Here is a 15,440-nt window from a genome sequence, read left to right as displayed (position 1 = left end):
AATGGAAAAACCACTTGTATCCATAATTACGCCTTCTTTTAATTCGGAAAAATTCATCACTGAAACCATTCAATCCGTGCAAAATCAAACCTATAAAAACTGGGAAATGATTATTGTAGACGATTGCTCTACGGATCAAACGGTATCTATAGTTGAAGAAATCACAAAAAAAGATAGCAGAATCCACCTTTTTAAACTTATAAAAAACTCCGGAACAGGAATTGCCAGAAGTGCCGCTTTGGCCCAAGCTAGCGGGAAATTTATTGCTTTTTTAGACGCGGATGATTTGTGGAAACCCGAAAAACTAGACAAACAACTTGATTTTATGAAAGTGAATAAGCTTCCTTTCACATTTTCATTTTATGATTGCATAAACGAAGGGGGAAACCCGTTAAACAAAAGAATTGAAGCGCCATTGCATCTTTCCTACCAACAGTTATTTTTTTGTAATTATATAGGGAATCTAACGGGAATCTATGAAGCTAATTACTTTGGAAAAATCGCTGTTTCCCCCATTCGAAAGCGTCAGGATTGGATACAATGGCTTACAGTACTCAAAAAAATAAAAACTGCACAGCCCGTTCCGGAAAGTTTAGCTTTTTATCGCATCCGAGAAAATTCTATTTCGGCTTCTAAAATGGAGTTAGTTAAGCATAATTTTGCCGTGTACAGAACGCATCATCATTTGAATTTAATTAGCGCAACACTTTGCATGGTTGGGTTTTTATTTACGCAGTTAATTCTCAAACCACGGTATTCCAAGACCATTAAAGCATCGATTTAAATTGCTTCAATTTGCCTCGATTGCTTCTTTCTAAACTTTTTTTTCGGATAAATATAAAATTCAAATTCGGTTCGAGATATTGTTCAATCGCCTTTTTAATTTTTTCAATTTGTTCCAAATTTAATTCGGTTTCACTCACATATTCAATTTCAAAAGTATCTATTTTGGTTTGTTTTATCAGAAATTCTTTCACGTTTCCGTCGTCCTCGATGATGCTTTTTGTCACATAATAAAAGGTAAGTCCAGGTGATTTTTTCCCGCTGGGTAAAATGGCAACATCATTGGTCCGGCCTATTAATTGCTTGAGAATGGGTTTCTGTAATGTGCTTTTTTCGTCTAGAATTCCAAGATCGCCAATGTCATAGCGAATAAACGGATGCGCTTTGTTGAACAAGGAAGTAATCACGATTCGGCCTGAAGTACCATTTGGAACAACTCGATTATTTTCATCCAAAATTTCCATAAATAACGTTTCTGAATTCACTTGCCATTCTCCTTCTTTATTCTGAAAAGCAATCAAATCAAGTTCTGATGCACCGTATTCATTGACAATAGGAATGCCAAATTGTTTTTCCAATAGGAGTTTGTCTTCTTCAAAAAGCATTTCAGAAGTTACCATGCACACTTTCAAACTCGGACAAATTGCTGATAATACGATGTTTTTCTTTTGTAAAAATTTAGCAAACAAAACAATGGAACTTGTATACCCATTGATATAATCGAATTTTTTAGTTCGAAAATGATTCAAAAATCCTTCTAAAACAGCATCTGATAAATCAAAAATGGAGAACCGAAACCGATGGCTCAAAAAATCCTTGAAACGTTCTTTTTTGTTGCCAATAAAGTTCATTGGGATTCCATAAAACCGCGCTTGATAGGAAGTATTAAAATCAATTTCATACCAGCCAAAACGATACATGTTTGAAGCCCAAGTCAACGCATGGCAGTATTTGTCTTTGGCAAAAATAAAAGGAGTTCCGCTGGAACCAGATGTTTTATTGATGTAACTGTTTTTAGCGGAATAGCCTTCCGAAAGCCGTTCCTTTAAAGGTTTTTGTAAGTTTTTTTTATTTAAAATCGGTAAGTCTTCCCAGTTTGTAAAAGTTGTATTTCCAACTAAATCTTTGTAAAAAGCATTATTTTGCAAATGAAAATGGACAATTTCCACTTTTTTATTTGCAACGAAAACTTCAAGTTCTGTTTCAGAAAAGGCTACAATTTTTTGCAATTCGGCTTTAGCCTCCTTCATTGGAAAACCATTTAGCTGCAACGATAAGTCGAAAAGTGGGAGCATTTTAAAGTGATAATTCATCAAAAATAATATTTACCAACAACTAATGACAGACAACGAACAACTTTTTAAAAATTAATTATTTTTTACGTACAAAAGCAATTATTTTTGCACTACAACTAAACACAACTACACATGACAATTTTACTACTGGGTTCGGGCGGAAGAGAACATGCTTTTGCGTGGAAAATGATTCAAAGTCCGCTTTGTGACACACTTTTTGTAGCACCAGGAAATGCTGGAACAGCTTCAATAGCTACTAATGTGGCTATTAGCCCAACTGATTTTGAAGCTATAAAAACGTTTGTTCTTCAGGAAAAAGTAGCAATGGTTGTGGTAGGACCAGAAGATCCTTTGGTAAAAGGGATTTATGATTTCTTTCTAAACGATGCTACATTAAGTCATATTCCGGTTATCGGTCCATCAAAAATGGGGGCACAACTGGAAGGAAGTAAAGAATTTGCCAAAGAATTTCTAATAAAACATAATATTCCAACGGCTGCTTACGATAGTTTTACTGCTGAAACAGTTGAAAAAGGATGTAAATTCCTAGAAACATTGCAACCGCCGTATGTTTTGAAAGCAGATGGTTTAGCTGCCGGAAAAGGGGTGTTGATTATTCAAGATTTGGCAGAAGCCAAAGAAGAATTAAGAAATATGCTCGTGCATCAAAAATTTGGTGCCGCCAGTTCTAAAGTTGTTATCGAAGAATTTCTGGACGGTATAGAATTAAGCTGTTTCGTTCTTACGGATGGAAAAAACTATAAAATCCTGCCAACTGCCAAAGATTATAAGCGCATAGGTGATGGTGATACAGGTTTAAATACAGGCGGAATGGGAGCCGTTTCTCCAGTTCCTTATGTTGATGCTGTTTTGATGGAAAAAATAGAAACACGCATTGTAAAACCTACAATTGACGGTTTCCAGAAAGACGGAATTGCATATAAAGGCTTTGTTTTTATTGGATTGATTAATGTAAAAAATGAGCCAATCGTAATAGAATATAATGTGAGAATGGGTGATCCGGAAACTGAGGTGGTTATACCGAGATTGAAAACGGATTTAGTAGAATTATTTTTGGCTGTAGCCAATGAAAAACTAGACGAAATTAATCTGGAAATTGATGAAAGAAGTGCTACTACCATTATGGTTGTTTCCGGTGGATATCCGGAGGAATTCGAAAAAGGAAAAGTAATTTCAGGATTAGAAACCATTGAAGATTCGATTGTTTTTCACGCAGGAACTACACTCGATAACGGAAATGTAGTTTCTAACGGAGGAAGGGTTTTGACCGTAACTTCGTATGGAAATGATTTTGAAGAAGCCATAAAAAAATCCTACCAAAACATAGACAAGCTACATTTTGATAAGATGTATTTTAGAAAAGATATTGGAAACGACTTAAAATAGTTTCCAGTTATCGCTCATTTTTAATTCTTATTTTAAGAAAGAGTGAGCGGTAGTATCTTGTTTTTCTGTTCCTGCTTCTTCAAAAATTTTCAATTGTTTGATCCAATATACCATTGCTGAGGCACAAATAATCATGAAAATCCAGTTAATTGTGTTTGCAGCAAACCAAGAGGTAAGCTCTAGTGAGCGTAAAAAGTCTAGAGGAGCAAATAAAATATTTACAAATAAGTATTGTATTCCTTCGAAAAATGCTTTCATAATGTATAAAATTAATTTTAGTAGTTGTCTTTTGGGAACTCTGACGGGTAAAAATTCTTATTTAGAAGAATCTTTTTGAACTTGCAGGGTTTGCTTTTTAAACAAGTATTATATTTACGAACACAAAAGTATAAAATATCCGTATGATAACAAGTATTTTTAGAAAATCTACACCATTAAATTTTTCATTGGTCGTAATTTTGATGCTGGTTTTCTTTTCTATATACCAATTTCAAGATTTATCGTGGGTGAATTCCTTTTTTTCGATCCTAAATAAAGCAGGATTGTTCTGTTTTGTAGTGGCTTCTGTTTTTATTACCGATTTTGTGGCCAAAAAAAACGGATTGAGCAAAGACAGTACCTACACGATTTTTTTTTACTTTTTGTTGTTGCTTTTTTCCCCAACTATATTCGACAATACAAATCTGATTATTTCGAATTTCTTCATTTTATTAGCCCTACGTCGATTGATTTCATTGCAGTCCCTGAAAGCTTCTAAAGAAAAAATATTTGATGCCTCATTGTGGATTTTTCTGGCTGCTTTATTTCATTTTTGGAGCATAATCTTTATCGTATTGGTTTTTATATCTATAATTTTTCATGTTTCCAGAGATTATAGAAACTGGATGTTGCCTTTTATTGCTTTTTTTATTGCAGGAATTATGTTTCTGCTTTTTGCAACAGTTTTCAACCTGAATGTGGTTGATTACGTTTTGAAAAGTGTAAAAATTAATTTTAAAATTGATTATTTCACTACCAATTATCAAAACGGCGCCTTGTCTATTTATGCAACAATCGCGCTATTTTTTCTGGTTTCGATGTTTGCCACATTATCTAACAGGCCACAAGTGGTGCACACTTCTTTCAAAAAAATTGTTGCTTCGTTTTTTATTGGGGTACTTATTTTTCTGATTTCATCAAATAAAAGCAGCGACTTATTAGTGTTTACATTTGCTCCTTTGGCCATTATGGCAACCAGTCACATTGAACTGCCTCAACTTAAACTAAAACAGGAAATGGTACTATTTGTGCTTATTGCCTGCAGCTTGTTTGCTTTTTTTACGCAATTATAGCTTTTCACCGTAGGCTAAATCACCTGCATCTCCTAAACCGGGAACAATATAACTGTGCTCATTTAGCTTTTCATCTAATGTAGCGACCCAAAGATGACAATTTTCCGGCAAATGTGCTTCCAGATGTGCGATACCTTCCGGAGCAGCAATAACGACCGCAATGTGAATCTCTTTAGGTGTGCCTCTCTCCATCAATTTATTGTAAACCGCAACGATAGATTGACCGGTGGCAAGCATAGGATCTACTAGTACTAAATTTTTGTTGTTGATGTCAGAAATGGCCTCGTATTGCACAAGTATATCAAAGGAATCATCATGGTTTGGATGGTGCCTAAAAGCAGAAACGAAACCATTTTCGGCATAGTCAAAATAATTCAGAAAACCCAAATGTAATGGCAATCCGGCCCGTAGAATGGAACATAAAACCAATTGATCCTTGATTTCAGTGGTTTTTTTAAGGCCTAATGGTGTTTTGATTTCTACACTTTTATACTGTAATTCTTTACTCAATTCATACGCCATTATTTCACCAATACGTTCAATGTTTCTTCGGAAGCGCATGCTGTCATTGTGAACGTTCACATTTCTAATCTGCCCTAAAAAATGATTTAGGACGCTGTTTTCCTCTGATAAATAATGGATTTGCATGGTCGTATTTTTGTAATTAAACTTATAGTTATTTTTATATGGTATAAAAGTATAAAAAGTATCTTTGTCTTTTAATATATAAAGATATGTTTTCAAAATTAGCGTACTCCGTATTCGAACAAAGTATCAACGATTATCATCAATTTGATACTGTTGATCAGCCCATAAATAATCCTTTCCCAAAGGATAAATTTGAACATTTGTTGTATCACAAAAACTGGATTGACACCGTGCAATGGCATTTTGAGGATATTATTCGGGATCCAAATATTGATCCGGTTGCCGCTTTGACCTTAAAAAGAAGAATCGATGCTTCTAATCAGGAACGTACCGATATGGTGGAATATATTGACAGTTATTTTCTTCAAAAATACAGTGCTGTAAAAGTAAAAGACCAAGCAAAAATCAACTCCGAAAGTCCGGCTTGGGCTTTTGATCGATTGTCGATTTTAGCCTTAAAAATTTATCACATGAATGAAGAAGCTACTCGTACAGAAGCTTCACAAGAGCACAGAGATAAATGTCAGGCTAAGTTGAATATTTTATTGGAACAAAGAACAGATTTGTCAACTGCCATTGATGATTTATTAACAGACATTGAAAATGGCAATAAATTCATGAAAGTGTACAAACAAATGAAAATGTACAACGATGATGATTTGAATCCTGTTTTGTACCAAAACAAGAAATAATTTAAACCCTCTTTTGTCAAAAGAAATCCAACATATATCCGTCATGAGGCTTTCCGCAATGGGAGATGTCGCCATGACGGTTCCTGTTTTACGCGCTTTTGTAAACCAGCATCCGAATGTTAAAATCACAGTGATTTCCAGACCGTTTTTCGAACCTTTTTTTGAAGGAATTCCGAATCTTTCTTTTTTTGCTTTCGATGAAAAAGTACGACACAAAGGGGTTGCAGGATTGTTGCGTTTGTTCCGAGATTTAAAAGGTTTAAACATTGATGCTTTTGCCGATTTACACAATGTCTTGCGCTCTAAAATCATCCGAAACCTTTTTGCTTTAAGCGGAAAAAAAGTAGCTTCTGCGGATAAAGGAAGAGCCGAGAAAAAAGCGCTGACCCAGCCAGAAAACAAAGTGTTCCAGCAACTCCCTACGATGTTCGAAAGACACGTTAAAGTATTTGAACAACTCGGTTTTACAATTAATTTATCACAACCTGAATTTCCTCAAAAAGCAATTTTGAGTCCAGAAATTCTTGCGATAATTGGAGAAAAAAATCAAAAATGGATTGGAATTGCTCCTTTTGCACAATACGATTCTAAAGTGTATCCGTTGGATTTAATGCAGGAAGTAATTGACAAATTAGCTCTGGACACAACCAATACCATTTTGCTTTTTGGCGGTGGAAAAAAGGAAATCGAAATCTTAGATTCGCTTGCTGCTAATAAAGAAAACATGATTGTTGTTGCGGGGCAACTCAAATTGCGACAGGAATTACAACTCATTAGCAATCTTGATGTAATGCTTTCCATGGATTCTGGGAATGCACATATTGCAGCAATGCTAGGCGTAAAAGTGATTACACTGTGGGGCGCGACGCATCCGTATGCAGGATTTTCACCGTTTAATCAGCCATTGGAAAATTCTTTGGTTTCCGATCGAAATATGTTTCCAAAATTACCGACTTCGGTTTACGGGAATAAAAAAGTAGCTGGTTATGAAGATGCGATGCGTACGATTTTGCCGGGGACAATAGTTTTAAAAATAAAAATGTTTTTTTGAACCATTAAGGTATTTAGAAAAATTACATCTCAATTATGCCTCTCAAGATGTTTTAAACAAAGCTACCGTAAAGGGAACAGTTTTCCTAAACATCATCATAATCTACATAGATAGTTTCAGAGGTAGGATGCGCTTGACAGGTAAGAATAAGTCCATCTGCGATTTCTTTATCGGTAAGGATAGAATTTTTCGTCATTTCGGCAGTTCCGGAGGTAATGCGAGCCAGACAGCTGCTGCAAATTCCGCCTTGGCAGGAGTACGGAGCATCAAGGCCTTGTTTTAAAGCGGCATCAAGAACGGTTTGTTTTTGTGACATTTCAAAAGTCGTTTCCTCATCATCCACCATAATCGTGATTTTGGTATGTCCACCCAATGATTTTTTTATTTGATTTTCTTCGGCAGACGGAGTGAAAAGTTCAAATTTTATAGCCGATTCCTTGACATTATTTTCTTTTAAAACATCCGAAACCGTATTGATCATTGTTTCCGGACCACACAAATAGAATTTTTCGAATTCTAATTCTTTATGTTTATTTTTCAAAATGAAGTTGACGGTTGATTTTTCAATTCTGCCGAATAATTCACCTTCAATTTTGGACTGACTGTATACATAGTGAACAAAGAAACGAGCTACATATTTTTGTTGTAAATCATGTAATAGTTGGTGAAACATGGTTTCTTCTGGAGTTTTATTTCCGTAAACCAAGATAAAACTGCTTTTAGGTTCGCTGCTGAGAACACTTTGAATGATGGATAAAACGGGAGTAATTCCGCTTCCGGCTACAAAAGCCGCATAATTTCTGGCGCGATCCGCATCAGCAACAAAGGTAAATTTTCCTTCTGGAGTTCCTACTTCCAGGGTATCTCCTGCTTTTAGTTTTGTATTAGCCAATTGAGAAAATGCACCACCTTTTACGGCTTTTACCGCAATTCGCAATTCGCCGCTTTCCGGAGAAGAACAAATGGAATACGCACGGCGGATCTCTTCACCGTCAAGTTTCAATTTTAAGGTTGTGTATTGACCAGCCAGATAGGTGTAAAAAGCTTTAAATTCTAATGGGACGTTAAATAAGACCGAAACCGAGTCTGTGGTTTCTCGTTTAACTTCTTTAATGTTTAATTTATAGAATGACGACATGTTGTTTTTTTTGCAAATATAGTAAACAGAATAGGTTTTTTGAATTCAAAATATTTGAAATTTAACATACATCACTAAGTTATGTATAAGTTTCTTATGTATATTTGTTAGGTACAATCGAGATGATTCCAAAACGCTCAATGACAAAAAAATGAAAAACTCACAATTATACAAAGGAAGTCTGAATACGATTATCATGAAATTGCTCGAAGAAAACGGCAAGATGTACGGATATGAAATCACTCAGAAAGTAAAGTTAATTACCCAAGGCGAACTCAACATTACCGAAGGTGCTTTGTATCCGGCCTTGCACAAACTGGAAGCCGAAGGTTTGCTGGATGTAGAGATGGAAAAAGTGGATAACCGCATGCGTAAATACTACAAACTCACGGAGAGTGGTCAGAAAGAAACCGTAAACCGACTCTCAGAACTCGAAGATTTCATTCGGAATATGCAGAGTTTAGTGAACCCAAGTCCAAAATTAGAATTTTAATTTTTTGAAGATGAAACTAACCACCGAACAAATAGAATATGTGTCCAACTATGTCAAATCCTTTGACATCAAATGGTATGAATTGCAAGTAGAATTTACAGATCACATGGTAAGCAGTATAGAGGAAATTTGGGAGAAAGATCCCGAACTTACTTTTCATCAAGTGAAACAGAATGCTGCAAATAAGTTTGTAGGGGATTCTAGTTTTAAAGCGATTCAAGAGGAAAGAAAACGTATTTTACAAAAATTGTACAGAAAAGTACAATGGAAAATGATAACTGAATATTTGAAGTTTCCTAAAATTTTTGGAAGTATTCTTTTAGTATATCTCGCTTATACTTTTTCAGCTTATTTTGTTAGTCCTCAGAAATATTTAGCGGTATTATTTTGTTCTTTATTACTCATTGGTTTGCCATCGTTATATTACTGGTGGAAAAGCAAAGAAATTGATGGTAAGCACTTTTTAACTTTAGAAACCTTAAACCCTAATCTTTTGGTATTTTCTTTTCCTAATTTGGGAATGAGTATGAGTAATCTACTGAAACAAGAATTAGTCCAATACCAATGGTTGGTATTACTCTTTTGTTGTATTTGGGTATTAGGAATTTTGATTTCAATTACAGCAATTCACCTTCAAAAAGAAACAAAGGAAAATGTCAAAAAACAATACCAACTGAATTAATTTCACATGAAACTAACCCACCAACAAATAGACCAACTTTACCTTTTTACCCGTCAGCATTATGTGGAATATTACGATCTACAAACGGAATTGGTCGATCATTTAGCAAACGCTATTGAAACTGAATGGCAGCAAAATCCCAAACTTACTTTTGACGAAGTTCTACATAAAGAGTTCAGGAAGTTTGGTGTTTTTGGGTTTATGGATGTGGTAGAAAGTCGGCAAACAGCTCTAGGGAAAAAATACAATCGTATTGTATGGAGTCATTTCAAAGGGTTTTTTACCATACCTAAAATTATATTAACTGGGTTTTTGATTTTAGCAGTGTTTTATTTTCTTAAAGAATATTATACAAAAGAGATTTTTACCGCAACGATGCTTTTTTTAATTAGTAGTATGCTGCCTTTTTTGTTTTTTGAAAACAGAAAAATGAAGAAGCGCAAGCAGGAAACGGGAAAAATTTGGCTTTTTGAAAAGATACTATCTAATTATGGAACTTTTCCGTGGTTAATGATTTTGCCCATTCATTTTTTTAATATCATTAGAATTGATCGAATTTCAAATCCAAGTGACTTGGCACTATTTTGCATGACCTTGTTTATAGTCTCAATGTCTTTGGCGATTTTCATTGTATTAAAAATAATCCCTTCCAAAGCTGAGGCCTATTTAAAACAAACCTATCCGGAATATAAATTAGAAAATTTGTAACGTTTTCTCATTTTGACTACCTACTATAAAACCAAAAGAACCAAACTATGATTCAAAAATTTCTTTATCTCGAATGGAAAGCATTTTTTAGATCGGCTTCCTTCGCCACTAATTTGGCTTTGAAAATCCTGATGGGTTTTGTTGCCATTTATTTCATTTTAATTTTCTTGGCATTAGGAGTCGGGGCCTTTTATATTCTGAAGAAAATGAATCTGGACCCAATTGTTACCGTAAATCAATTCCTGATTTATTATGTGTTGATGGATCTAACCATCCGATTGCTGTTGCAAAAAATTCCGGTAATGAACATTCGTCCTATGTTGATTTTCCCCATAAAAAAATCAACAATTGTTCATTTCTCACTAGGGAAGACGGTTTTGTCCTTCTTCAATTTGGTGCACTGTTTTTTCCTGATTCCGTTTTGTGTTGTTTTAATTATCGAAGGATACGATGTAGTTTCCGTAATGCTTTGGTACACTGCGATCTTTTCTTTGCTGTTCAGCAATAATTTTCTGAATATTCTATTGAGTAATAAAGATAATTTATTTGCGATTTTCTTGGCAATAGCTGCTATTTTAGGAGGATTACACTATTACGGACTCTTTAATATTACGGAGTTTACAGCGCCATTTTTTAATGCTATTTTCAATACGTACTGGGCTTTCGCTATTCCGGTTTTGGTTTTAATCGTGCTATATTATATTACTTTTCAGTATTTCAAAAAGAATTTATACCTCGACGCGGGATTGTCAAACAAACATGATGTTGCTAAAACGGAAGAGCTGACTTGGTTAAACCAATTTGGAACCATAGGAACCTTTTTGAAAAATGACATTAAATTAATCAAAAGAAACAAACGGTCAAAAACCACTGTGGGACTGAGCGTCATGTTCCTTTTTTATGGCTTTCTTTTCTTCACTAATGGGATTGAAGCGTATAATAATCCTATAATGCATATTTTTGCGGGGATATTCGTTTCGGGTGGATTCTTAATCACCTTCGGACAATTTGTACCGAGTTGGGACAGCGCGTATTATCCGTTAATGATGACGCAAAACATTCCGTATAAAGGCTATTTAAGTTCGAAATGGTGGCTGATGGTGATTGCTACAGTAGTGACCACAACCATTGCGTCCTTCTATCTTTATTTTGGATGGCAGGTATATTTAACAATTATTGTGGGTGCTATTTATAACATTGGAGTCAATTCCCATTTGGTATTGCTGGGCGGCGCATACACTAAAACACCAATCGATTTAAGTTCCGGAAAAGGTGCTTTTGGCGATAAAAAAGCATTCAATGTAAAAACCATGTTGATTTCGATTCCGCAGTTGGCTTTGCCCGTTTTGTTGTATTGGTTAGGTTCTAAATTTGGCAATGCCAATATAGGCTTAGCGATAGTAGCAGGGGCAGGGGTGATTGGTTTTGCATTCAAAGAGAAAGCATTTTCGTTAATTGAAAAAATCTATAAATCAGAGAAATACGCGACCATTGCGGCTTACAAACAAAAAGGATAATTAGCAATTACATTAACCAAATAACGAGTCAACCGATTAAACTTCAAAAAATGATACAAGTAAACAACCTTTCGAAAACATACAACGGAACAACCGTATTAAAAATAGATACTTTAGAAATAAAAAAAGGCGAAAGCTTTGGATTAGTAGGGAATAACGGAGCAGGAAAAACCACTTTTTTCAGTCTTTTATTGGACTTGATCCAGCCATCAACAGGAAATATTATCAATAATGACATTCAGGTAAACACCAGCGAAAACTGGAAACCATTCACCGCTTCTTTCTTGGATGAAAGCTTCCTGATTGGCTACTTAACGCCGGAAGAATATTTCTATTTCATTGGTGATTTACGCGGACAAAACAAAGCCGATGTAGATGCTTTATTGGCCACACATGAAGAATTTTTCAACGGAGAAATTCTTAAAAACAAGAAATATTTACGTGATTTAAGCAAAGGAAACCAGAAGAAAGTAGGCATCATTGCCACCTTAATCGGAAATCCGGAAGTCATTATTCTGGATGAGCCGTTTGCCAATTTAGATCCCACGACCCAATTTCGATTAAAAAAAATCATCAAGGATTTAGCGGATAATCCGGAAGTAACCGTTCTGGTTTCTAGCCACGATTTACTACACACCGTTGAGGTCAGCAACAGGATTGTTGCGCTGCACAAAGGCGAAGTGGTCAAAGACATTCAAACTTCGGAGGAAACCTTAAAGGAATTAGAACTATTTTTTGCCGTTTAAAATTCAACGCAACAGTCGTAGACTAAACTTTTACCGCTAATTTGCTAATTGCATTTATTAATTTAAATGTTCAGTTTGCGAATTAGCGGTTTTTTTTGGGCGTAACCCTCCGTGATTGCTTCGTCGTTCCTCCTCGCAACTTCGGGTCGGGCTGTACGCTGTATCCACGCTAAAAAGCGAGGGATGCCGCTTCCATCCCTTACGCACGATAGGAAAACCGAAATATAACACCATAATTTTCACGATAGCAAAAAGAAATGTATTTTTACCACTAAATATACTAAAACGGGTATTTACTAGTTAATTGATAAAAAACGTTTTCCATTGAAAATCAATAGATTCAAGCAGTTATTTTTCTTTTTCTTTTTTTCTTTTTTGGTAGCCTGTTCTACCAAGAGAGATACTTTTATGGCAAGAAATTCACACGCGTTAAGTACCAAGTATAATATTTTATATAACGGTCAAGTAGGATTGGATAAAGGAGTTCTGGCGGTAAATGCCAATAGCGATGATGATTTTTGGCAACTTCTGCCGGTAGAAAAAATGCAAATTGTAGAAGATTTTACTTCCACAACAAAACCTAAAAATACCGATTTTGAATTGGCAGAAGCCAAAGCGACCAAAGCCATTCAAAAACATTCGATGAACATTGGTGGCAGAGAAAAAAACAGTCAAATAGACGAAGCGTATCTGATGCTTGGAAAAGCCAGGTATTACGACCAGCGATTTGTTCCGGCACTCGATGCTTTCAATTACATTCTCTACAAATATCCAAACAGCAGCAAGATTTATGAAGCCAAAATTTGGCGGGAAAAAACAAACATGCGTCTGGGAAATGATGCTTTGGTCATAAAAAACATCAGTAAATTAGTAGAAGATCACGACCTGAAAAATCAAGTTTTTGCAGATGCAAATGCCCTTTTGGCCGCTTCTTTTTTTAATTTAGAAGAAAAAGACAGCGCTGTTGCTAAGATCAAAAACGCGATTGAATTCACTAAAATAAATCAGGAAAAAGCACGATACCGTTTTGTTTTGGGACAACTGTATCAGGGATTAGGATACAAAGACAGCGCGGTTGCATCCTATCAATCCGTGATTGACATGAACCGAAAATCCGAAAGAAGATTTGTCATTCAGGCGCATGCCAAAAAAGCCGAATTGTTTGATTATGAAAAGGGAGATTTTAATTCTTTTGTTGAAACTTACGATGAATTAATAGAAGACAGAGAGAACAGGCCTTATAAAGATCTGATTTTTCATCAAATGGCAGTGTTTTATGATAAACAAAACAGACAGGAACAAGCCTTAGATTTTTATAACGCCTCGTTAAAGACCAGTTCAAAAGACACCTATTTAGTAGCTTCAAATTATAGAAATTTAGGAAACCTGTATTTTAGAAATGCGGATTATCCTGTGGCGGCAAAATATTATGACAGTACCTTGGTTAAATTGAATACAAAATCAAGGGAGTTTAATAAAATACAAAAAATAAGAAGCAATCTCGATGAGGTGATTTTGTATGAAGCGCTTGCAAAGCGAAATGACAGCATCCTGAATGTGGTGGCGATGAACCCTGCGGATCGTCAAACTTATTTTGAAAAGTATATCGTTCAACTAAAAGAAAAAGAGGAGGCCAAAAGACTTTTAGCGGAGCAAAATAAAGCAAAACAGGAAAACATAGAGCGGAATAATTCGATTGGATCGGCAGGTTCGGCTTCAGATCAAGAGTCCGCAAAACCCATTCGGAAATCACCCATGATGCCACCAACCATTCCCAGCGCGACGACCCAATCAGCGGGTAGTTTCTATTTTTATAATCCTACAACAGTTGCTTTTGGAAAAGTAGACTTCAAGAAAAATTGGGGCGAAAGGACTTTAAATGGGAATTGGAGACTTTCATCAGGAAATGCTAACCCAACTTTGGCTGCTGCTTCGGTTGAGAACAGTCAATCCGTTGAAAAGAAAACGGAATCAAATAAAATTATAGAAGAACATACACCAGATTTTTACCTGAAACAGCTTCCTACGGCACAAATCGAGTTAGACAGTATAGCCAAAGAACGTAATTTTGCTTACTATCAATTGGGTATTATTTATAAGGAAAAATTCAAAGAAAATAGTTTGGCTATTGCAAAACTGGAACAATTATTAAACAATAATCCAGAGGAAAAACTGGTACTTCCAGCGATGTATAATTTGTATAAATTATATCAAATCACCGATGTAAACATGGCAACTGCGATGAAAAAGAAGATAACAATTCAGTTTCCGGATTCGCGTTATGCACAAATAATTAACAACACCAATCCAGATGCAATTTCTCAAACCGAAACCCCGGAAAGCGTCTATGCTAAGTGGTATAATGCATTCCAAGAAGAGCAATTTATTGCCGTTATAGAGCATTCAGACAGCTTGATTACTCAATTTTCAGGCGAGGATATTGTATCTAAATTCGAATTGCTCAAAGCAAGTGCCATTGGAAAACTAAAAGGTGTGACGGCCTACAAAAACGCATTACAAGAGGTGGCTGATAATTATCCAAATAGCGAAGAAGGCAAAGGAGCACAGGTTATTTTGAATGACCAAATCCCGTTTTTAGAGAAAATGGAGTTGAATACAACGGATTCAAATAATTGGAAAATTCTATATCAAGTAGGTTCTCGTGACGATAAAAATACAAAAGCAGTGGAAGAAAAAATTAAAATGTTCATAGCCAGTGAAAATCTTCAGAAACTATATTATTCCTATGATATTTATACGGAGAAAGAAAATTTCATTACCATTCACGGTATAAAATCACGGGTTTATGCAACTGACATAACATTGGTTTTAGCAGAGAACATAAAATATAAAATCACGGATGCCGCAATAGTGGTTTCAGGTGAAAACTACAAAGTAATCCAAATCAAGAAAAATCTCGAAACGTATTTGGTACCAAAAAAGCAATAA

The 15,440-nt window shown here is 35.3% G+C and carries 15 protein-coding genes; 11 read left to right on the top strand and 4 right to left on the bottom strand.

All coding sequences use genetic code 11. The features are described 5' to 3' along the window. Nucleotide 1: 1 nt before the first annotated feature. Nucleotides 2-784, top strand: a complete 783-nt coding sequence (locus EKL99_RS13085; protein WP_126577100.1) for a glycosyltransferase family 2 protein — start codon at nucleotides 2-4, stop codon at nucleotides 782-784. On the opposite strand, the gene EKL99_RS13080 is transcribed toward EKL99_RS13085, so the two are convergent. Next, nucleotides 768-2,078: a phenylacetate--CoA ligase family protein gene (locus tag EKL99_RS13080; protein ID WP_126577099.1), complete on the bottom strand. Its 1,311-nt coding sequence runs from the start codon at nucleotides 2,076-2,078 to the stop codon at nucleotides 768-770. The genes EKL99_RS13085 and EKL99_RS13080 overlap by 17 nt on opposite strands. Nucleotides 2,079-2,210: 132 nt before the next feature. Between EKL99_RS13080 and purD the strand changes: the two genes are divergently transcribed. Further along, the gene (gene purD, locus EKL99_RS13075; RefSeq protein ID WP_126561357.1) at nucleotides 2,211-3,485 is read left to right on the top strand and encodes a phosphoribosylamine--glycine ligase; all 1,275 of its coding nucleotides are present in this window, start codon (nucleotides 2,211-2,213) and stop codon (nucleotides 3,483-3,485) included. A 27-nt stretch (nucleotides 3,486-3,512) separates the two neighbouring features. Here the strand turns inward: purD and EKL99_RS13070 are convergent, their stop codons facing one another. Continuing rightward, nucleotides 3,513-3,743 carry a uracil phosphoribosyltransferase gene (locus EKL99_RS13070; RefSeq protein WP_126454980.1) on the bottom strand — a complete coding sequence of 77 codons (231 nt, stop codon included), beginning with the start codon at nucleotides 3,741-3,743 and terminating at the stop codon, nucleotides 3,513-3,515. Between the two features lie 143 nt (nucleotides 3,744-3,886). Between EKL99_RS13070 and EKL99_RS13065 the strand changes: the two genes are divergently transcribed. Next, nucleotides 3,887-4,816 (top strand): DUF6427 family protein, encoded by a 930-nt coding sequence (locus EKL99_RS13065; RefSeq protein WP_126454982.1) that lies wholly within the window; start codon nucleotides 3,887-3,889, stop codon nucleotides 4,814-4,816. Here EKL99_RS13065 and upp read toward each other — a convergent pair. Further along, entirely contained in the window at nucleotides 4,811-5,464 is a 654-nt protein-coding gene (gene upp / locus EKL99_RS13060) for a uracil phosphoribosyltransferase (RefSeq protein ID WP_126454984.1), read from the bottom strand. The genes EKL99_RS13065 and upp overlap by 6 nt on opposite strands. An 86-nt stretch (nucleotides 5,465-5,550) precedes the next feature. On the opposite strand from upp, the gene EKL99_RS13055 reads away from it, so the two are divergent. Then, nucleotides 5,551-6,156 (top strand): DUF4254 domain-containing protein, encoded by a 606-nt coding sequence (locus EKL99_RS13055; RefSeq protein ID WP_126561354.1) that lies wholly within the window; start codon nucleotides 5,551-5,553, stop codon nucleotides 6,154-6,156. Nucleotides 6,157-6,199: 43 nt separating this feature from the next. After that, complete coding sequence (locus EKL99_RS13050) at nucleotides 6,200-7,207, top strand: glycosyltransferase family 9 protein (RefSeq protein WP_126577098.1); 1,008 nt, start codon at nucleotides 6,200-6,202, stop codon at nucleotides 7,205-7,207. Between the two features lie 85 nt (nucleotides 7,208-7,292). Here the strand turns inward: EKL99_RS13050 and EKL99_RS13045 are convergent, their stop codons facing one another. After that, nucleotides 7,293-8,345 carry a ferredoxin--NADP reductase gene (locus EKL99_RS13045; protein WP_126454992.1) on the bottom strand — a complete coding sequence of 351 codons (1,053 nt, stop codon included), beginning with the start codon at nucleotides 8,343-8,345 and terminating at the stop codon, nucleotides 7,293-7,295. A 151-nt stretch (nucleotides 8,346-8,496) separates the two neighbouring features. On the opposite strand from EKL99_RS13045, the gene EKL99_RS13040 reads away from it, so the two are divergent. The 6 genes from EKL99_RS13040 (at nucleotide 8,497) to EKL99_RS13015 (ending at nucleotide 15,440) form a co-directional block, all read left to right on the top strand. Next, nucleotides 8,497-8,838 carry a PadR family transcriptional regulator gene (locus EKL99_RS13040; protein ID WP_126577097.1) on the top strand — a complete coding sequence of 114 codons (342 nt, stop codon included), beginning with the start codon at nucleotides 8,497-8,499 and terminating at the stop codon, nucleotides 8,836-8,838. A 10-nt stretch (nucleotides 8,839-8,848) separates the two neighbouring features. Continuing rightward, a complete protein-coding gene (locus tag EKL99_RS13035) occupies nucleotides 8,849-9,520 on the top strand; it encodes a hypothetical protein (RefSeq protein WP_126577096.1) in 672 nt (223 codons plus the stop codon). A 6-nt stretch (nucleotides 9,521-9,526) separates the two neighbouring features. Further along, the gene (locus EKL99_RS13030; RefSeq protein ID WP_126577095.1) at nucleotides 9,527-10,228 is read left to right on the top strand and encodes a hypothetical protein; all 702 of its coding nucleotides are present in this window, start codon (nucleotides 9,527-9,529) and stop codon (nucleotides 10,226-10,228) included. Between the two features lie 47 nt (nucleotides 10,229-10,275). Beyond that, on the top strand, nucleotides 10,276-11,745 hold the full coding sequence (locus EKL99_RS13025; RefSeq protein WP_126577094.1) for a DUF5687 family protein: 1,470 nt from the start codon (nucleotides 10,276-10,278) through the stop codon (nucleotides 11,743-11,745). Between the two features lie 50 nt (nucleotides 11,746-11,795). Then, the gene (locus EKL99_RS13020; RefSeq protein WP_126577093.1) at nucleotides 11,796-12,491 is read left to right on the top strand and encodes an ABC transporter ATP-binding protein; all 696 of its coding nucleotides are present in this window, start codon (nucleotides 11,796-11,798) and stop codon (nucleotides 12,489-12,491) included. Between the two features lie 324 nt (nucleotides 12,492-12,815). Continuing rightward, complete coding sequence (locus EKL99_RS13015) at nucleotides 12,816-15,440, top strand: tetratricopeptide repeat protein (RefSeq protein WP_197037249.1); 2,625 nt, start codon at nucleotides 12,816-12,818, stop codon at nucleotides 15,438-15,440.

Origin of the sequence: Flavobacterium sp. ZB4P23 (genome assembly GCF_003970375.1) — a bacterium.
Lineage (GTDB): Bacteria > Bacteroidota > Bacteroidia > Flavobacteriales > Flavobacteriaceae > Flavobacterium.
This window is presented reverse-complemented; position numbering and strand designations above follow the sequence as displayed.

What these genes read in the sequence shown, in the direction of transcription:
- EKL99_RS13085 (WP_126577100.1), top strand. Translation starts at nt 2, where the DNA reads ATGGAAAAACCACTTGTATCCATAATTACGCCTTCTTTTAATTCGGAA.
- EKL99_RS13080 (WP_126577099.1), bottom strand. Translation starts at nt 2,078, where the DNA reads ATGCTCCCACTTTTCGACTTATCGTTGCAGCTAAATGGTTTTCCAATG.
- purD (WP_126561357.1), top strand. Translation starts at nt 2,211, where the DNA reads ATGACAATTTTACTACTGGGTTCGGGCGGAAGAGAACATGCTTTTGCG.
- EKL99_RS13070 (WP_126454980.1), bottom strand. Translation starts at nt 3,743, where the DNA reads ATGAAAGCATTTTTCGAAGGAATACAATACTTATTTGTAAATATTTTA.
- EKL99_RS13065 (WP_126454982.1), top strand. Translation starts at nt 3,887, where the DNA reads ATGATAACAAGTATTTTTAGAAAATCTACACCATTAAATTTTTCATTG.
- upp (WP_126454984.1), bottom strand. Translation starts at nt 5,464, where the DNA reads ATGCAAATCCATTATTTATCAGAGGAAAACAGCGTCCTAAATCATTTT.
- EKL99_RS13055 (WP_126561354.1), top strand. Translation starts at nt 5,551, where the DNA reads ATGTTTTCAAAATTAGCGTACTCCGTATTCGAACAAAGTATCAACGAT.
- EKL99_RS13050 (WP_126577098.1), top strand. Translation starts at nt 6,200, where the DNA reads ATGAGGCTTTCCGCAATGGGAGATGTCGCCATGACGGTTCCTGTTTTA.
- EKL99_RS13045 (WP_126454992.1), bottom strand. Translation starts at nt 8,345, where the DNA reads ATGTCGTCATTCTATAAATTAAACATTAAAGAAGTTAAACGAGAAACC.
- EKL99_RS13040 (WP_126577097.1), top strand. Translation starts at nt 8,497, where the DNA reads ATGAAAAACTCACAATTATACAAAGGAAGTCTGAATACGATTATCATG.
- EKL99_RS13035 (WP_126577096.1), top strand. Translation starts at nt 8,849, where the DNA reads ATGAAACTAACCACCGAACAAATAGAATATGTGTCCAACTATGTCAAA.
- EKL99_RS13030 (WP_126577095.1), top strand. Translation starts at nt 9,527, where the DNA reads ATGAAACTAACCCACCAACAAATAGACCAACTTTACCTTTTTACCCGT.
- EKL99_RS13025 (WP_126577094.1), top strand. Translation starts at nt 10,276, where the DNA reads ATGATTCAAAAATTTCTTTATCTCGAATGGAAAGCATTTTTTAGATCG.
- EKL99_RS13020 (WP_126577093.1), top strand. Translation starts at nt 11,796, where the DNA reads ATGATACAAGTAAACAACCTTTCGAAAACATACAACGGAACAACCGTA.